The organism is Stenotrophomonas maltophilia, from assembly GCF_047782825.1.
Lineage (GTDB): Bacteria > Pseudomonadota > Gammaproteobacteria > Xanthomonadales > Xanthomonadaceae > Stenotrophomonas.
In genome coordinates this window covers 4,548,986-4,567,207 of sequence record NZ_CP180589.1, presented here as the reverse complement: position 1 = coordinate 4,567,207, position 18,222 = coordinate 4,548,986, and the positions used below count along the sequence as shown (strand labels likewise).

Sequence of the window (18,222 nt, the reverse complement as noted above, 5' to 3'; positions counted from 1 at the left end):
TTACTTGTTGTCCATCTGCAGCACGGCCAGGAAGGCTTCCTGCGGGATTTCCACGCGGCCGACCTGCTTCATGCGCTTCTTGCCTTCCTTCTGCTTTTCCAGAAGCTTCTTCTTGCGCGAAACGTCGCCACCATAGCACTTGGCCAGCACGTTCTTGCGCATGGCCTTGACCGTGGTACGGGCGATGATCTGCGAGCCGACAGCGGCCTGGATGGCCACGTCGAACTGCTGGCGCGGGATCAGGTCCTTCATCTTCTCGCACAGTTCGCGGCCGCGGCGGTCGGCATGGCTGCGGTGCACGATCAGCGACAGGGCGTCGACCTTGTCACCGTTGATCAGCACGTCCACGCGCACGAACGGGCCGGCATCGAAGCGCACGAAGTGGTAGTCCAGCGAGGCATAGCCACGGCTGACCGACTTCAGCTTGTCGAAGAAGTCCAGCACCACTTCGGCCATCGGCAGCTCGTAGCTGATCTGCACCTGGCTGCCCAGGTAGTTGATGCCGATCTGGCTGCCGCGCTTTTCTTCGCAGAGCTTGATGATGTTGCCGATGTACTCCTCGGGGGTGAGCACGTTGGCGCGGATGATCGGCTCGCGGATCTCTTCGACATGGTTGACCGGCGGCAGTTTGGCCGGGTTGTCCATGTTGACGATGGTGCCGTCGGTCTTCAGGACTTCATAGATCACCGTCGGCGCGGTGCTGATCAGGTCCAGGTTGTATTCGCGTTCCAGGCGTTCCTGCACGATTTCCATGTGCAGCATGCCCAGGAAGCCGCATCGGAAGCCGAAGCCCATCGCCTCGGAGCTTTCCGGCTCGAAACGCAGCGCCGCGTCGTTCAGGCGCAGCTTGTCCAGCGCTTCGCGCAGGTCCGGGTAGTCCTCGGCATCGACCGGGAACAGGCCGGCGAACACGCGCGGCTGCATTTCCTGGAAGCCCGGCAGCGGCTTCGGCGCCGGGTCGGCGGCCAGGGTCAGCGTATCGCCGACCGGCGCACCGTGCACATCCTTGATGCTGGCGGTGACCCAACCCACTTCACCGGCACGCAGCGCCGGCAGCACCTTGCGCTTGGGCGTGAACACGCCGACGTTGTCGACCTGGTGGGTGCGGCCGGTGGACATGACCTGCAGCTTGTCGCCGGCCTTGATCTGGCCCTGCATGACGCGCACCAGCGAGACCACGCCCAGGTAGTTGTCGAACCAGGAGTCGATGATCAGCGCCTGCAGCTTGTCGGTATCGCGCGGCACCGGGGCCGGAATGCGATGGACGATGGCTTCCAGCACGTCCTGCACGTTCAGGCCGGTCTTGGCGCTGACCGGCACGGCGTCGGCGGCATCGATGCCGATGACGGCCTCGATTTCGGCCTTGGCGCGCTCGATATCGGCGGTGGGCAGGTCGATCTTGTTGATCACCGGCACCACTTCCAGGCCCTGCTCGACGGCGGTGTAGCAGTTGGCCACCGACTGCGCCTCCACGCCCTGGGCGGCATCGACCACCAGCAGCGCGCCTTCGCAGGCGGCCAGCGAACGGCTGACTTCATAGGAGAAGTCGACGTGGCCGGGGGTATCGATGAAGTTCAGGTGGTAGGTCTGCCCATCCTTGGCCAGGTACGGCAGCGAGACCGACTGGGCCTTGATGGTGATGCCACGCTCGCGCTCGATCGGGTTGGAATCGAGCACCTGCGCTTCCATCTCGCGGGCCTGCAGGCCGCCGCAAAGCTGGATGATGCGGTCGGCCAGCGTGGACTTGCCGTGGTCGACGTGGGCAATGATGGAGAAGTTGCGGATGTTCCGCATCGAATCAGAAGACATAGGTGGCGGCGGCGCGCGGCGTCGTCAGGGTAACGGTCGATTATCGCATGCCGGGGGCCCGGCTGCGAAAACGGCCGCACCGGACCGGGCCCGGAATGGCCGAAGCCCCGCCGGGGCGGGGCTTCGGGGGGATTGTCAGGGCCGCCCGGGGCGGCCATGAAGGCCTTACGCGCCGGCCTTGACCGCCACGAAGGCGCTGTTGCCGTTGTTGGCGCGGACCAGCAGCATCACCACATCGCCCTTCTTGTAGCTGGACAGCGCGCGGTTCAGGGCGTCCACGCTGCCGACCGCGGTACGGCCGACCTGCAGGACGACCATGCCCGGGGACAGGCCGGCGTCGCGGGCGCCTTCTCCCTTGACCCCGGTGATGCGCACGCCCTCGCCCGACTCAAGGCCCAGCTGCTTGCGCTGCGCGGCGGTCAGATCCGTCACGTCCAGGCCCAGCAGCGCATTGGCGCCGGTCTGCGGGGTGGCGTCGGCATTGGCGCCCGATGGGCCGCGGGTGTTGCTCTGGGCGTCCTCGGACAAGGCCGTCAGCGTGGCGCTGAGCTCACGCGGCTTGCCGTCGCGGTAGACCACCAGGGTCACCTTGCTGCCCGGCGCCATGGCACCGATCAGCGGCGGCAGGTCGGACCAGCTGTTGACCGCACTGCCATTGACCGAGCGGATCACGTCACCCAGCTGCACGCCAGCCTTGGCCGCGGCGCTGCCGGGGACGATCTGGTTGACCAGTGCGCCACGGCTGTCGGGCAGGCCCAGGCCCTGCGCCTTCAACGAATCGATCGGTTCAACCACCGCGCCCAGCTGGCCACGGGTGACCTTGCCGGTCTTCTTGATCTGCTCGACCGCGCTCATCGCCAGATCGATCGGGATCGCGAAGCTGATGCCCATGTAGCCGCCGGACGCGGAGAAGATCTGCGAGTTGATGCCGACCACTTCACCGCGGGTATTCAGCAGCGGACCGCCGGAATTGCCCTGGTTGATCGCCACGTCGGTCTGGATGAAGGGCACGTAGCGCTGGTCGGCGCCACCGGTGCTGCGGCCCAGCGCGCTGACAATGCCGGCGGTGACCGAATGGTCGAGGCCGAACGGCGAGCCGATTGCGACAACCCACTGACCCGGCTTGAGGCTGTTGGAGTCGCCCACGCGCACGGTCGGCAGGTTCTTGCCGTCGATCTTCAGCAGGGCCACGTCGTACTGCTGGTCGCTGCCGATCACCTTGGCGGTGAACTCACGGCTGTCGCCCAGCTTGACCTTCACATCACTGGCGTCGGCCACTACGTGGTAGTTGGTCAGCACATAGCCATCGGGCGAGATGATGAAGCCCGAGCCCATGCCACGGCCCTTGATGCTGGGGCCGCCATCCTGCCCACCCGGCCCCTGCCCCGGCATCGGGAAATCCGGCCCGAAGAAGCGGCGGAAGAACTCGGGCATATCGTCGTCACCGCCCATCGGGCCGCGCGAGGCCTGGCGGTTGCTGCGGACGATGGTGGTGTCGACGTTGACCACGCCGGGGCCGACCTGTTCGACCAGGTTGGTGAAATCAGGCAGGCCACTGACCAGCGGCTGCGCCGGTGCGCGCGGGGCGGCGGCGGCCTGCGGCTGGGCGGCAGGCGCGGCGGGCTGGGCACAGGCCACCAGCGGCAGGGTCAGGGCCAGCAGGCCCATGGCCTGCGTGCGGAGTCGGGGAGTCATCGGACGGCAACCTCCGGATCGGATGGAGAGGGGAAGGGAAGCCCCGCCGACGGCGGGGCGTGTGCCCGCACGCGTCAGTCGCGCGGGCGCTGCGACGCCGGCAGGTCGTCCTGCAGGCGTGGCTCGAACGGGTAGAACGCGGCACCGCCGGACGCGGCCGGGAAGCTGGCGTTGAGTGCGCCGCCAGCGGCCGGCGCCAGGCTGGACTTCGGCCAGGGCCGGGCCTGCAGGCTGCCGACATCACCGAATGGCAGGTGCCGGGCGGTGCCGGCCGGCGCCACCGGGGACAGCGGCGTCTGCGCGGCGGCGACCGCACGCTGCGGCGCCTCGTCGCGCTGGGCGACACGTGCGGCCTGCTGGCTGCGGGTGGCACTGGCACGACGGGCATCCTGGCGGCGGCTGGCCGCCATGGCCACGGCGGGCGCGGCGGCCACGGCCATTGCCGCGCCATCCACCGACGCATCGGTCACCGGCGCCGATGCGGGGCCCGGGGCCAGTTCGGCCTGGCTGGCCACCACCTGCGGCGGCAAGGCTTCGCCGGGGCTGGCTTCCTTCAGCTTCTCACCGCCCATGAACAGGGCGACGGCGGCCACCGATGCGGCCAGCGCGGCACCGCCGCCCCAGGCCCGCCAGCCACTGCGGCGTACCGCGCGGCGCGGCTCGGCCTGCGGCGCCGGTTCGGCAGCGATGGCAGCGGCCACGGCGGCGCTGAAGCCTGCCGGCGCCAGCACCGATGCCTGGCCACGCATCACATCGCCCAGCAGCTGCCAGCGTTCCTGGCAGCCGGACAGTTCGGGATCGTGTTCCATGCGGCGCAGCAGGAAGCGGGCCTCATCGGCACCGAGCTCGCCATCGACCAGGGCCGACAGCTGTTCGCGGTGGCGCTGGTCCAGGCGTTGCCCGGCGGGGGATTGGTGGTTCTGCGATTCGTTCAACGGACTGTGGGTCATACGCGGCTCTTCTCACGGGTGGCGCTGCCGATGTCCAGCAGCGGCCGGAGTTCGGTGTCGATCGCCTCGCGCGCCCGGAAGATCCGGGAGCGCACGGTGCCGATCGGACACCCCATCTTCTGCGCGATTTCCTCGTAACTCAGGCCTTCCACCTCGCGCAGGGTGATCGCCGACCGGAGCTCCTCCGGCAGCGCGTTGACGGCCTTCATCACCGTCTGTTCCAGCTCCTGGCGCATCAACTCGCGTTCGGGCGTGTCGGTGTCGCGCAGGCGTGTCCCGGTATCGAACTGCTCGGCGTCGCCGACGTCGATGTCATCGGTCGGCGGGCGTCGATTGTGTGAAGCCAGGTAGTTTTTGGCAGTGTTCACGGCGATCCGATGCAACCAGGTTGAGAACTGGGCATCGCCACGGAAACTCCCGATCGCGCGGTAGGCGCGGATGAAAGTGTCCTGGGCGACGTCCTGACATTCGCTCCAGTCGGCGATGTAGCGACCGACCAGGGCCACGACCCGATGCTGGTACTTGCGTACCAGGACATCGAAGGCCGCGCTCTCGCCGCGCTGCACGCGCCGGACCAGTTCCAGATCCAGCTCCTGTGGTGTTTCAACATCGGCCATGAGGGGCCGCACTCCTGTCAGCCCAACCGACGTCGGGCAATGAGACTGCCAATCCCGGGAAAAGTTCAGTCGCCGATCACCTGGCGCCGCACCAGCTTTTAACCACCGTTCCGCTAGCGTCCCGGTCCGGGGCCATGGATCCGGGGTCGCCACTCCCCAGCTATAGGGATTTGACGCGGGGGAAACAACCTCTGGATCATAGCCGCTTCTCCATACACAACCGGATGGAACGTCCATGCTCTCAGGCTTCGATGGTCTCCGCTTCAGCCACTGGCACCCCGAGATCCGCGATGACGGCGTGGTCGTGCTGTCACTGGATCGTCAGGACAGCAGTGTCAACGCGATGTCGCAGGATGTCCTGCTGGAGCTGGGCGACCTGCTCGAGCGCATCGCCCTGGACCCGCCCAAGGGCGTGGTGATCCAGTCGCTGAAGAAGGCCGGCTTCATTGCCGGGGCGGACCTGAAGGAGTTCCAGGAGTTCGACCGCCGCGGCACCGTGAACGATGCGATCCGCCGCGGCCAGTCCACCTACCAGAAGCTGGCCGAGCTGCCCTGCCCTACCGTGGCCGCCATTCACGGCCACTGCCTGGGCGGCGGTACCGAGCTGGCGCTGGCCTGCCGCTACCGCGTGGCGTCCAATGACAGCAGCACCCGCATCGGCCTGCCGGAAACCCAGCTGGGCATCTTCCCGGGCTGGGGCGGCAGCGCGCGCCTGCCGCAGCTGGTGGGCGCCCCGGCGGCGATGGACATGATGCTGACCGGGCGCACCCTGTCGGCCTCGGCCGCGCGTGGCATCGGCCTGGTCGACAAGGTGGTGGCCCCGGCAGTGGTGCTCGATACCGCCGTAGCGCTGGCGCTGTCCGGCACGACCCGTCCGTTCAAGCAGCGCGCCACTGCTTGGGCGACCAACACCTGGCTGGCGCGCAAGCTGCTGGCCCCGCAGATGGTCAAGCAGGTCGCCCGCAAGGCGAAGAAGGACCAGTACCCGGCGCCTTACGCGCTGATCAGCACTTGGCAGCGCAGCGCCGGCAAGCCGGTGCAGGCGCGCCTGGACGCCGAGCGCCGCGCCGTGGTGAAGCTGGCCAGCACCCCCACCGCGCGCAACCTGATCCGCATCTACTTCCTGACCGAGCGCCTGAAGGGCCTGGGCAGCGGCGATTCCGGCATCCGCCACGTACACGTGGTCGGCGCCGGCGTAATGGGTGGCGACATTGCCGCCTGGGCCGCCTACAAGGGCTTCGAGGTGACCCTGCAGGACCGTGAGCAGCGCTTCATCGACCCGGCCATGGAACGCGCGCAGGCCCTGTTCGCCAAGAAGGTGCGCGACGAGAGCAAGCGCCCGGCGGTGGCCGCACGCCTGCGTGCCGACCTGGAAGGCAACGGCGTGGCCGAGGCCGATCTGGTGATCGAAGCGATCATCGAGAACCCGGAAGCCAAGCGTGCGCTGTACCAGACGCTGGAACCAAAGATGAAGCTGGACGCACTGCTGACCACCAACACCTCGTCGATTCCGCTGGTGGAGCTGCGCGACCACATCCAGCGCCCGGCGCAGTTCGCCGGCCTGCACTACTTCAACCCGGTGGCGCAGATGCCGCTGGTGGAAATCATCCACCACGACGGCATGGCGCCGGAGACCGAACGCCGCCTGGCCGCGTTCTGCAAGGCGCTGGGCAAGTTCCCGGTGCCGGTGGCCGGCAGCCCGGGCTTCCTGGTCAACCGCGTGCTGTTCCCGTACATGCTGGAAGCGGCCACGGCGTACGCCGAGGGCATTCCGGGCCCGGTGATCGACAAGGCGGCGGTGAAGTTCGGCATGCCGATGGGCCCGATCGAGCTGATCGACACCGTGGGCCTGGACGTGGCTGCCGGCGTGGGCCGCGAGCTGGCACCGTTCCTGGGCCTGCAGATTCCGGCGGCGCTGCAGTCGGTCGACCCGGCCAAGCGCGGCAAGAAGGATGGCCAGGGCATCTACACCTGGGAAAACGGCCGGGCGAAGAAGCCGGACGTGGCGCGCGACTACCAGGCCCCGGCGGACCTGGAAGACCGCCTGATCCTGCCGCTGCTGAACGAAGCGGTGGCCTGCCTGCACGAAGGCGTGGTGGCCGATGCGGACCTGCTGGATGCGGGTGTGATCTTCGGTACCGGTTTTGCCCCGTTCCGCGGCGGTCCGATCCAGCACATCCGTGCGGTGGGTGCCGATGCGATCGTCGAGCGGCTGAAGGCTCTGCAGCAGCGCCACGGCGACCGTTTCGCCCCGCGCCCGGGCTGGGACAATCCGGCCCTGCGCGAACCGGTGGTGTGAGTGTGTCGGCCGGGCCTGCGGCCCGGCACCCGCAGAGGCAACAGCAACAGCCGAAGCCAGAGCCGGAGCAACAGCCGGCTCTGGCTTTTCTGTTTGCTGGGCGGGGAGGTGTGGGCTGGCAGGACACGCCGTAAACCCGTCCATGGGGGCTCGTAGGCGCCATCCATGGCGCCTGCGGTCCTGCCAGCCCACACCGCCCCACCCCTGACAGTTTCCCGGTGACGGTGGGTAAACAGCCACTTCATTTGGGATCACTACGAACTGGTGGGTGGCTACCTTGGTAGCCACCAGGAGCGAAGCGACCGGCGTTCGAATTTGATTTTCTTTTTTCTTTTCCGTGGCTGACGCGCACGGAAACCGTCAGGGCCGGGGCGGGTTGGGGGCGCGGGACCGCAGGCGCCATGGATGGCGCCTACGAGCCTCCAGGGACGGATTCACGGCGTGTCCCGCGCCCCCAACCCGCCCCGGCCCAACACGAAATTCGCACCGCCCAGCCACGAGGGGCTGCGCCGTTGGCGGGAACCCCGTCGAGCAAGCTCGACGCTGCGGAACAGGCTGTTACCCGCATGGGGCATGTCCCCGTCACCACCGCATGCCATGCTGGCCACCTTGATCCCTGCCAACGAGAACGCCCGCATGACCACCATCATCGCCCCGCGCGTACACGACATCGGCGGCCTGGAAGTGCGCCGCGCCGTGCCCACCCTGCAGGCCCGCAGCATCGGTTCGTTCGTGTTCGTCGACCAGATGGGGCCGGCTCTCATGCACCCCGGCACCGCCATCGATGTGCGCCCGCACCCGCATATCGGCCTGGCCACCGTCACCTACCTGTGGTCCGGCGCCATCGGCCACCGCGATACGCTGGGCTCGGACCAGGTCATCCGCCCCGGTGATGTGAACTGGATGACCGCCGGCCGCGGCATCGCCCATTCCGAGCGCACGCCAGCGCCGGATCGCGATCACGACAACCCGATCCACGGCATGCAGACCTGGGTTGCGTTGCCGAAGTCGCACGAGGAAATCGAGCCGGCCTTCTACCACCATGCCGCCGCGACCCTGCCCGAGCAGCGCCGCAACGGTGCGTGGCTGCGTGTCATCGCCGGCCGCGCCTACGGCGAGGAATCGCCGGTGAAGGTGTTCGCCGATACCTTGAACGTGGCCATCGATCTCGATCCGGATGCGGAAATCGACATCGACAACGGCCATCGCGAGCGTGCGCTGTACATCCTCGAAGGCCAGGCGCAGCTGGATGGCGTGGATATTCCCGCCCAGCACCTGGTCATCCCCGAAGCCGGCGCCATTGGCCGCCTGCGCGCGAAGACGCCGGTGAAGGCGATGCTGTTCGGTGGCGAGCCGCTGGATGGCCCGCGCCATCTGTGGTGGAACTTCGTGTCCAGCTCCAAGGAACGCATCGAGCAGGCCAAGCACGATTGGGAAGCGGGCCGCTTCGGCACGATTCCGGGGGATGACAAGGAATTCATTCCGCTGCCGCAGTACTGAGGTCGACGGCAGCCGGGACAGCGCGATTCTACGGGACGTATACGCGGCCATCACCCGCCGCACACTTCAATGCGACCGCACGCATCCGCGCGCCTCATTGGAGTGCACGTCATGGGTATGGGTAAACGCTTGGCTGCCGAATTCCTCGGCACGTTCTGGCTTGTCCTGGGGGGTTGCGGCAGCGCGGTGCTGGCGGCCAAGTTCGGCGGCGACGGCAATCCGCTGGGCATCGGTTTCCTGGGCGTGGCGCTGGCCTTCGGCCTGACCGTGGTGACCGGCGCCTATGCGTTCGGTCACGTTTCCGGTGCGCACTTCAATCCTGCGGTCAGCGTCGGCCTGTGGGCCGGTGGCCGTTTTCCGGCCCGCGATCTGGTGCCGTACATCATTGCCCAGTGCGCTGGCGGCCTGCTGGCCGGCTTCATCCTGCTGCAGATCGCGTCCGGTGCCAGCGGTTTCGCCATCGATGGCAGCCAGGCCGGGGCCTTCGCCAGCAACGGCTATGGCGCACTGTCGCCGGGCGGCTACAGCGTGGCGGCGGCCTTCCTGTGCGAAGTCGTGCTGACGGCGGTGTTCCTGGTGGTCATCATGGGCGCCACCCACGGCAAGGCCCCGGCCGGATTTGCGCCGCTGGCCATCGGCCTGGCCCTGACCCTGATCCACCTGATCAGCATCCCGGTCACCAACACCTCGGTGAACCCGGCCCGCTCCACCGCCGTGGCCTTCTTCGCCGGCAGTGGCGCCACCGGCCAGCTGTGGCTGTTCTGGGTCGCCCCGCTGCTGGGCGGCATGATCGGCGGGATCATCTACAAGTGGGTCGGCAGCGACCGCTGAGCCCTGCCCCGGCCATCACGGCTGACACTCAGCCGTGATGGTTACGGTTGTAACCGCAATTTGTGCGATCGCTCACGTTCCGTTAAGGTCGGGTTGACCGTCCGTGCACATGCCGGGCGGGTTGGCATCCGGGGATGGGATGCCACGGCCGCCGGCTCCACCGGCGGCGCCCTACGACACGCCACCTTGGGGGATGCATGAAGTTCGCGCCTGTTGTGTTGTCGAGCCTGCTGTTCGTTGCGGCCCAGGCCGCCGCGCAGGCTCCGGTCGAATGCCCGTCGCTGCCTGCCAGCAGCGGGTTGCAGTGGCAGCAGCAGGCACAGCCCGATTTCGTGGTCTGCCGCGCTGCTACCGAGGATGGCCGCGAAGTACTGAGCCTGATGCTGAGCCAGCGCGATCCGGGCATTCCGCTCAGCCGCGCGCTGCGCCAGGAAAAAGGCAGCTTCGGCGGCGAATCGATGTACTGGTACCAGCCGGACCTGGGCGGCCAGAAGCCACCGGGCTACGCCGAACGGCGCATCTCGGTGGTCAAGCTGGACAAGGGCCGCTACGCGCAGATCGCGCTGTATCCGGGCACGCCGCAGGAACTGGGCAGCCTGCAGCAGCTGGCGCAGGGCATGAGCCTGACCCCGTCAGCCGTGGCCGACGGTCGCTGAGTGAACGCGGGGATGACTGCCTGGCAGCATCCCCGCACATCAACACTGATCGGTAGCGCCGGGCCATGCCCGGCGAACGGGCGCTTGCGCGCGACGCGGGGAAAGCCGCCGGGCATGGCCCGGCGCTACCCCTCAGAAGCGGCCTTCCTGGAAATCGACGAAGGCCTGCATCAGTTCCTGCCGGGTGTTCATCACGAACGGGCCATGGCGCATGACCGGCTCGCGCAGCGGCCGCCCCGCCACCAGGATCAGGCGCGCACCTTCGCTGCCCGCCGACAGGTGCAGCTGCTCGCCGCCGCCCAGCACCGCCATTTCCTGGCGCGCCACGTCGCGTGCGGCGTCCTGTTCGCCCACGGTCACGCCGCCTTCGAACACGTAGGCGAAGGCGTTGTGGCCCTCCGGCAGGGTGTAGGTCCAGGCGCGGTCGGCGTCCAGCTGGATGTCCAGGTACAGCGGATCGGTGGCCGGCTGCGAAATCGGCCCGGACGTGCCGTCGACGGTGCCGGCAATCACCTTCACCTGTACGCCCTCGGCCGGCTGCACCACCGGAATGCGCTCGGGCGCGAATTCCTGGTACTTCGGGTCGGTCATCTTGTCGCGCGCTGGCAGGTTCACCCACAGCTGGAAACCGCGCATCTGCCCGCTTTCCTGCTCCGGCATTTCCGAATGCACAAGGCCGCGGCCTGCGGTCATCCACTGCACGCTGCCCGGGGTCAGCAGGCCCTCGTTGCCATGGTTGTCGCGATGGCGCATGCGCCCGTCGAGCATGTAGGTGACGGTCTCGAAGCCGCGGTGCGGGTGTTCGGGGAAGCCGGCGATGTAGTCCTCGGCACGATCGGTGCCGAACTCATCCAGCAGCAGGAACGGATCCAGGTCGGGCAGCGCGGGGCCGCCGATGACGCGGGTCAGGCGCACGCCGGCACCGTCGGAGGTGGGCATGCCACGGATGGTGCGCTGCACGCGCACCGGCTCGGGAAGGCTCATGGCGACTCCTGTGTGGGGGATGCCAGTGAAGATGGACGCTGCACGCCGCAACGCCAATGGACGGCGCCGCAACCGATTGTTCCATCCCTGGTGTTCGCCGCGCGTCATGTCCGCCGCGCGACGGCGCCTGCGTTGTGTTCGACCAAAGTACTACCGCAGAAAGGTCCCTCACACATTGACCGTGCACAGGTCACGCGGGACTCTTTGAACATCTTTCCGGGAGAGAGCAGCTCATGAAAGGGTTTTCCAAAATAGGCTGGGCGGCCCTCGCCCTGCTTGGCGCATTCTGTCTGGGCACCGTGGCCCTGCGCCGCGGTGAACACATCAACGCACTGTGGATCGTGGTGGCGGCAGTTTCGCTGTACCTGGTGGCCTACCGCTTCTACAGCCTGTTCATCGCCGACAAGGTGATGCAGCTCGATCCGACCCGGGCCACCCCGGCGGTGATCAACAACGATGGCCTGGACTACGTCCCGACCAACAAGCACGTGCTGTTCGGCCACCACTTCGCCGCCATCGCCGGCGCAGGCCCGCTGGTCGGCCCGGTGCTGGCCGCGCAGATGGGCTACCTGCCCGGCCTGCTGTGGCTGGTGGTGGGCGTGGTGCTGGCCGGCGCGGTGCAGGACTTCGTGGTCCTGTTCCTGTCCAGCCGCCGCAACGGCCGTTCGCTGGGCGACCTGGTAAGAGAGGAAATGGGCCAGGTACCCGGCACCATCGCCCTGTTCGGCGCCTTCCTGATCATGATCATCATCCTGGCGGTGCTGGCGATGGTGGTGGTCAAGGCGCTGGCCGAGAGCCCCTGGGGCATGTTCACGGTGATCGCCACAATGCCCATCGCGATCCTGATGGGCGTGTACATGCGCTACATCCGCCCCGGCAAGATCGGTGAGATTTCGGTGGTCGGCCTGGTCCTGCTGCTGGCCGCGATCTGGTTCGGCGGCAAGGTGGCGGCGGACCCGACCTGGGGCCCGGCGTTCACCTTCACCGGCACCCAGATCACCTGGATGCTGATCGGCTACGGTTTCGTCGCCTCGGTGCTGCCGGTGTGGCTGCTGCTGGCCCCGCGCGATTACCTGTCCACCTTCCTGAAGATCGGCACGATCATCGCCCTGGCCATCGGCATCCTGGTGGTCATGCCCGAACTGAAGATGCCGGCACTTACCCAGTTCGCCGCCAGCGGCGACGGCCCGGTGTGGAAGGGCGGCATGTTCCCGTTCCTGTTCATCACCATCGCCTGCGGCGCGGTGTCCGGCTTCCATGCCCTGATCTCCTCGGGCACCACGCCCAAGCTGCTGGCCAATGAAGCGCACATGCGCTACATCGGCTACGGCGGCATGCTGATGGAATCGTTCGTGGCGGTGATGGCACTGGTGGCGGCCTCGATCATCGATCCGGGCATCTACTTCGCGATGAACAGCCCGGCGGCGGTAATCGGAGCCGATGCGGCCTCGGCCGCGCACTTCATCACCAACACGTGGGGCTTCACCATCAGCCCCGAACAGTTGACCGCGACCGCGGCAGCCATCGGTGAACCGACCATCCTGCACCGTGCCGGTGGCGCACCCACGTTGGCAGTCGGCATCGCGCAGATCCTGCACGAAGCGATTCCCAGCAGCAGCGACGCGATGATGGCGTTCTGGTACCACTTCGCGATCCTGTTTGAAGCGCTGTTCATCCTGACCGCGGTCGATGCCGGTACCCGTGCCGGTCGCTTCATGCTGCAGGACCTGCTGGGCAACTTCATCCCGGCGCTGAAGAAGACCGAGTCGTGGACCGCCAACATCATCGGCACCGCCGGCTGCGTGGCGCTGTGGGGCTACCTGCTGTACACCGGCGTGGTCGATCCGTTCGGCGGCATCCAGACGCTGTGGCCGCTGTTCGGCATCTCCAACCAGATGCTGGCCGGTATCGCGCTGATGCTGGGCACGGTGGTGCTGTTCAAGATGAAGCGTGACCGCTATGCGTGGGTGACCGCGGTGCCGGCGGTGTGGCTGCTGATCTGCACCACCTACGCCGGCTTCATCAAGATCTTCGACAGCAACCCGGCGCAGGGCTTCCTGGCGCAGGCGCACAAGTTCCAGGCCGCCATTGCCAGCGACACCATCACCGCGCCGGCCAAGTCGGTGGCGCAGATGAAGCAGATCGTGGTCAACGCCTACGTCAACACCAGCCTGACCGCGCTGTTCCTGCTGGTGGTGGGCGCGGTGCTGGTGTATTCGATCAAGACCATCCTGGCGGCACGCCGCAATCCGCAGCGCACTGACCGCGAGACCCCGTACGTGGCGCTGAAGCCGCATGAAATGGTGGATCTGTGATGAGCACGCAACTGGTTCCCGCTGGCCAGTACCAGGCGCACCGCCGCATCTGGCGGCGCCTGGTGCAGACCGCACGACTGTGCTGTGGAATTCCTGATTACGACAACTACGTCCGGCACATGCTGGAAAAGCATCCGGATCAGGAACCGATGGACTACAAGACGTTTTTCCGCGAGCGGCAGGAAGCGCGGTACGGCGGTCGCAACGGCGGTCGCTGCTGTTGAGGTTCCGGGGTGGGTGCCGGGCTTGCAGCCCGGCGCCCGCAGAGGCCGGAGCAACTGCAACTGCAACTGCAAGAGCGTCGGCTCTGGGTTTCTGTTTGTTTGGCGGGGTGGTGTCGGATTGCGGGGACGCCGCAAGTACGTCCCTGTAGGCTTGGCCGCCGCATCCATGCGGCGGACACCCCGCAATCCGACACCGCCCCACCTTCGACAGATTGCCGGTGACGGCAAGATGCATCCGGGGTCAGATCCGTTTCCTCCGGGAAACGGATCTGACCCCTTTCATGTTCATGGAGACCCATGAAATGCATCCACGCATGGCGTGGATCTACGGAAGCATGACGCCAGGGCAGCTCGCACTCAGCCGTTGGCCATCCACTTCAGGATCAAGCCGGTGACATAGGCCAGGCCGGTACCGGTGGCATAGCCCACCGTGCCCAGCAGCACGCCCACCGGTGCCAACGAAGGGTGGAACGCCGCCGCCACCACAGGGGCCGAAGCGGCTGCGCCGATGTTGCCCTGCGAACCAATGGCAAAGAAAAACAGCGGCGCACGCAGCAGCTTGGCAACGACCCACAGCACCAGAACGTGCGTCGCCATCCAGATCGCGCCCAGCGCGAAAAGCCACGGCCGGTCCAGCAGCGACAGCAGATTCATCTGCATGCCGATGCAGGCGATCAGGAAATACAGGAACACCGTACCCAGCCGCGAGGCACCGGCGGCTTCCAGCCGGCGCGCGCGGGTGAAGCTCAGGCCCAGGCCCATCGTCGTGGCCAGCAGGATCACCCAGACGAACTGGCTGTCCAGGCTGAACTGGCTGGCCCAGCTGACATGGACCTTGAACCAGCCCGCCAGCGGCGCGGCGATGGCATGGGCCAGGCCGACACCCCCCAGCGCAACGCCGACGATGATCATCAGGTCGGTCATGCTGGGAATGCGCGCGTTCTGCGCCTCGTAGGCACTGATGCGTGCCTTCATCTCGTCGATGGCGCGGGTATCGGCACCGTTGCGGGTATCGATCTGCTGCGCGCGGTTGGCCAGGAACAGCAGGATCGCCATCCACAGGCTGGCGCAGGCCACATCGACCACGGCGAACTGGCCGAAGGTGGTCGCATCGGTGCCGAACACTTCGCGCATGGCGACCATGTTGGCGCCGCCGCCGATCCAGCTGCCTGCCAACGCAGCCATGCCGGCCCAGGTATCGCCGGCCACTGTTTCGGGGTGGATCAGCTTCATCACCTGGAAGGACACGATGGCGCCCAGCATGATGCCGGCGGTGCCGGCGCAGAACACGATCAGCAGTTTCGGGCCGAGCTTGGCGATGCCCTTCAGGTCGATCGACAGGGTCAGCAGGACCAGCGCGGCCGGCAGCAGCACGTCACGGGCCACCGGGTTGTACAGCGCGGTGTTGTGGCCATCGATGACACCGGCGGTGTTGTAGATGGCGGGGATGAAGTAGCACAGCAGCAGGGCCGGTACCCAGGCGAAGATCTTCTTCAGCAGGGGCGTGGGGCCACTGGCAGCCCAGAAGATCAGGGCGAGTGTGGCGGCGATCAGGCCCAGGCCAACGATGTCGTTGCTGATCAGGGCAGTAGCGGGTTCGGTCGGCATGGGATCCTCTGTCGATCGAAAGAGCGGTGAAAAAAAAGCGCCGCATGAAGCGGCGCGTTTCGAGATTAACACCGTCTTCACGCCGGGTCATGCTGCGCTGCTTGCGACAAGCGGCGGGGCGTGAGCAGAATCGGCGCACCCGCCACCGGCGCATCCCTGCAGGAGCCCCCATGCAACTCGGTGCTTTTTCGGTCAGCCTGTCAGTGAAGGACCTGGCCACCTCGCGCGCGTTCTACGAGGCGCTGGGCTTTTCGGTGACCGGTGGCGATGCCGCGCAGAACTGGCTGGTGCTGCGCAATGGCGGCATCGTGGTTGGCCTGTTCCAGGGCATGTTCGAGGGCAATCTGCTGACGTTCAATCCAGGCTGGGACCAGCACAGACAGGTACTGGACGATTTCCAGGACGTGCGTGAACTGCAGTCCGAACTGGATGCGCGCGGCGTCGAACTGGCGGTACGTACCGACCCCGATGGCCAGGGCACCGGCTACCTGCAGTTGGCCGATCCCGACGGCAATGTGATCCTGATCGATCAGCATGTGGAGCGGCCAAAGGGGCGGTGACACTGACAGGTCGCGGCCGGCCATCGTGTTTGACGAACGACGTGCCAACCAAGGCTGGCACCTGCAGGGGCGATCGATCAGGCGGGACGCGAGGCACCGAAATCGAGGGTGACCCGCGTGCCTCGCGGCTCGACCGGTTGCAGATGCAGGGTCCAGCCCAGGTGTTCGCACAGGCGTGCGATCAGGTCCAGGCCGATGCCGCCGCGGTCGGCGCGCTCACCGCGTGCCATGCGGGCATGGATGGCGGCGATTTCCTCCGGCGCCATGCCATGGCCGGGATCCTGCAGGGTCAACACCGCGTCGTCGCCCAGGCGCAGCTCGATATGGCCGCGGCCGCTGTTCTCGATGGCGTTGCGCAGCAGGTTGCCGATGGCAGCCTGGACCACGGCCATCGGCGCGATGATGTCCACCGGCGCGGCATGGATGCCGATGCTCAGATCCTTGTCGCCCAGCAGGTGGCGGTGGTCATCGACAATGTCCGGCAGCAGCTGGTCCAGGGCGATGCGCTCGGCACGGGCGGCCAGCCGCGCCGGATCACGGGCCAGCACCAGCAGCAGTTCGATCAACTGCTCCACGCCCTGCGCCGTGCGCAGCACGCGCTGCATCTGCTGGCGCGCACGTTCGGGCAGGCCGGGTTGTTCCAGGGCCAGTTCGGCCGCGCCGGTCATCACCGCGATGGGCGTGCGCAGTTCGTGGCTGGCGGTGCTGATGAACACGCGTTCGCGTTCGACGAACTGCTCGTTGCGGTCCAGGTAGTCGTTCAACGCATCGGCGATGGTGTGCAGCTCGGAACTGCCGCGCGGATCGACCGCCACCCGTTGGCCCTGATCCCCCGGCCGCAGTGCGCCGATGTGCTGGGCCAGCAGACTGAGCGGGCGCACCATGCGCTCCATGCCGAAGGAGGCCATCAGCACGGTGACGAAGATCATGATGATGCCCGCCAGCATCACCCAGCGCGTGGCGAACTGCTCCAGGTCGTGGAAATCGGAGATGTCCAGGGCCAGTGCGACCCGCCCCATGCTGCCCGTGTCGCGCACCATCACCGCCGTTTCGCGTTCGCCGATCATCACCCCGTCATGCAGGCCGGGGTGCAGATGGCGCAGGCTCCCGGGCAGGCTGGCTTCGTCGAAGCGGTACAGGCTGAGGGTGTCCGAATCCTGCCAGTGGTACTGCGGCTCGTGTTCGGTGTGCTCGACGATGCTGTCCAGTTCGGAATTGAGCAGCGCGCGCCAGGCCGCGTGCTCGGCATGTTCATGCACGTAGTTGCCTACGCTGAACACCGCCAGCGAGATCAGCGCCAGGTAACCCAGCAGCCAACCGACCACGCGCCGGTACAGCGGCCCGGGTTTACGCGCCTTCTTCATCGGCCCCGGTTCCTGCAGTGGCGGCGGCCAAGCGGTATCCCACCCGTGGCAGGGTATGGATCAGCTTGTCAGCGAACGGACCATCCACGCTGCGGCGCAGTTCATAGACGTGCGAGCGCAGCAGGTCGCCGTCGGGCGGCTCGTCGCCCCACAGGGCGAATTCCAGCTGCTGGCGGGTGACCGCGCCGGGGCTGGCGCGCATCAGCACTTCCAGCAGCTTGCGGCAGGCCGGGTACAGGTGCAGCGTCTGCCCGGCGCGCTGGGCTTCCAACGTGGCCAGGTCCAGCACCAGGTCGGCCACCTGCAGACGCTTGCGCGGGTTGCGGCCCTGCGCACGCTGCAGCAGGGCCTCCAGCCGCACTTCCAGTTCCGGCAGGGCGAAGGGTTTGGTCAGGTAGTCATCGGCGCCGGCGCGGAACCCGGCAATCTTGTCCGGCAGCTCGTCGCGGGCGGTCAGCATGATCACCGGCACTTCCGAGCCCTGTTCCGAACGCAGGCGGCGCAGTACTTCCGGCCCCTCCATGCGCGGCAGCATCCAGTCCAGGATGACCGCATCGTAGGGATGGCTGCCGGCCAGGTGCAGGCCGGTGATGCCATCGGGGGCCACGTCCAGCACATGCCCGCGCGACTCGAAATAGTCGAACAGGTTGGCCACCAACTGGCGGTTGTCCTCGATCACCAACAGGCGCATGCACGCAACATCCACGGAAGTTCGTACCATGGTAGCGCCGCGCATGTCGGAATGCGGTCGCCCTGCCCCCGCTCCGACGCCTTTCCCACGCCCGCCCTTCCACAATGGCCGTTTTGCTC

15 protein-coding genes are annotated in these 18,222 nt (G+C 67.2%); 7 read left to right on the top strand and 8 right to left on the bottom strand.

Annotated features, from left to right (window positions below):
- From lepA to rpoE, 4 genes are all read right to left on the bottom strand, one after another.
- On the bottom strand, positions 1-1,794 hold the full coding sequence (lepA, locus tag ACM2ZB_RS20840; protein ID WP_416058593.1) for a translation elongation factor 4: 1,794 nt from the start codon (positions 1,792-1,794) through the stop codon (positions 1-3).
- A gap of 180 nt (positions 1,795-1,974) precedes the next feature.
- Entirely contained in the window at positions 1,975-3,504 is a 1,530-nt protein-coding gene (locus tag ACM2ZB_RS20835) for a DegQ family serine endoprotease (protein WP_416056828.1), read from the bottom strand.
- A 74-nt stretch (positions 3,505-3,578) separates the two neighbouring features.
- The gene (locus ACM2ZB_RS20830) at positions 3,579-4,454 is read right to left on the bottom strand and encodes a sigma-E factor negative regulatory protein (protein WP_416056827.1); all 876 of its coding nucleotides are present in this window, start codon (positions 4,452-4,454) and stop codon (positions 3,579-3,581) included.
- The gene (gene rpoE, locus ACM2ZB_RS20825; protein ID WP_416056826.1) at positions 4,451-5,071 is read right to left on the bottom strand and encodes an RNA polymerase sigma factor RpoE; all 621 of its coding nucleotides are present in this window, start codon (positions 5,069-5,071) and stop codon (positions 4,451-4,453) included. The genes ACM2ZB_RS20830 and rpoE overlap by 4 nt, the downstream gene beginning before the upstream one ends.
- Before the next feature lie 235 nt (positions 5,072-5,306).
- On the opposite strand from rpoE, the gene ACM2ZB_RS20820 reads away from it, so the two are divergent.
- From ACM2ZB_RS20820 to ACM2ZB_RS20805, 4 genes are all read left to right on the top strand, one after another.
- Positions 5,307-7,370, top strand: a complete 2,064-nt coding sequence (locus ACM2ZB_RS20820) for a 3-hydroxyacyl-CoA dehydrogenase NAD-binding domain-containing protein (protein WP_416056825.1) — start codon at positions 5,307-5,309, stop codon at positions 7,368-7,370.
- A 636-nt stretch (positions 7,371-8,006) separates the two neighbouring features.
- Positions 8,007-8,870, top strand: a complete 864-nt coding sequence (locus ACM2ZB_RS20815; protein WP_313442221.1) for a pirin family protein — start codon at positions 8,007-8,009, stop codon at positions 8,868-8,870.
- A 111-nt stretch (positions 8,871-8,981) separates the two neighbouring features.
- Positions 8,982-9,701 (top strand): aquaporin Z, encoded by a 720-nt coding sequence (gene aqpZ, locus ACM2ZB_RS20810; RefSeq protein WP_416056824.1) that lies wholly within the window; start codon positions 8,982-8,984, stop codon positions 9,699-9,701.
- A 197-nt stretch (positions 9,702-9,898) separates the two neighbouring features.
- Positions 9,899-10,357, top strand: coding sequence for a hypothetical protein (locus ACM2ZB_RS20805; protein WP_313442125.1), 459 nt, complete (start codon positions 9,899-9,901; stop codon positions 10,355-10,357).
- Between the two features lie 132 nt (positions 10,358-10,489).
- Here ACM2ZB_RS20805 and ACM2ZB_RS20800 read toward each other — a convergent pair whose 3' ends face one another.
- Positions 10,490-11,341, bottom strand: a complete 852-nt coding sequence (locus ACM2ZB_RS20800; RefSeq protein WP_313442126.1) for a pirin family protein — start codon at positions 11,339-11,341, stop codon at positions 10,490-10,492.
- A 233-nt stretch (positions 11,342-11,574) separates the two neighbouring features.
- Here ACM2ZB_RS20800 and ACM2ZB_RS20795 point away from each other — a divergent pair, with 233 nt between their 5' ends.
- Both ACM2ZB_RS20795 and ACM2ZB_RS20790 read left to right on the top strand, forming a co-directional pair.
- Positions 11,575-13,656, top strand: coding sequence for a carbon starvation CstA family protein (locus ACM2ZB_RS20795; protein WP_416056823.1), 2,082 nt, complete (start codon positions 11,575-11,577; stop codon positions 13,654-13,656).
- The gene (locus ACM2ZB_RS20790; protein ID WP_005410613.1) at positions 13,656-13,880 is read left to right on the top strand and encodes a YbdD/YjiX family protein; all 225 of its coding nucleotides are present in this window, start codon (positions 13,656-13,658) and stop codon (positions 13,878-13,880) included. Before ACM2ZB_RS20795 ends, ACM2ZB_RS20790 begins: the two co-directional genes overlap by 1 nt.
- Positions 13,881-14,237: 357 nt before the next feature.
- Here ACM2ZB_RS20790 and ACM2ZB_RS20785 read toward each other — a convergent pair whose 3' ends face one another.
- Complete coding sequence (locus tag ACM2ZB_RS20785) at positions 14,238-15,488, bottom strand: DUF819 domain-containing protein (protein WP_416056822.1); 1,251 nt, start codon at positions 15,486-15,488, stop codon at positions 14,238-14,240.
- Between the two features lie 170 nt (positions 15,489-15,658).
- Here ACM2ZB_RS20785 and ACM2ZB_RS20780 point away from each other — a divergent pair, with 170 nt between their 5' ends.
- Complete coding sequence (locus tag ACM2ZB_RS20780) at positions 15,659-16,048, top strand: VOC family protein (RefSeq protein WP_416056821.1); 390 nt, start codon at positions 15,659-15,661, stop codon at positions 16,046-16,048.
- 77 nt (positions 16,049-16,125) lie between these two features.
- Here ACM2ZB_RS20780 and ACM2ZB_RS20775 read toward each other — a convergent pair whose 3' ends face one another.
- Positions 16,126-17,412 (bottom strand): sensor histidine kinase, encoded by a 1,287-nt coding sequence (locus ACM2ZB_RS20775; RefSeq protein WP_416056820.1) that lies wholly within the window; start codon positions 17,410-17,412, stop codon positions 16,126-16,128.
- Positions 17,396-18,103: a response regulator transcription factor gene (locus ACM2ZB_RS20770; protein WP_313442134.1), complete on the bottom strand. Its 708-nt coding sequence runs from the start codon at positions 18,101-18,103 to the stop codon at positions 17,396-17,398. The genes ACM2ZB_RS20775 and ACM2ZB_RS20770 overlap by 17 nt, the downstream gene beginning before the upstream one ends.
- Positions 18,104-18,222 lie beyond the last annotated feature (119 nt).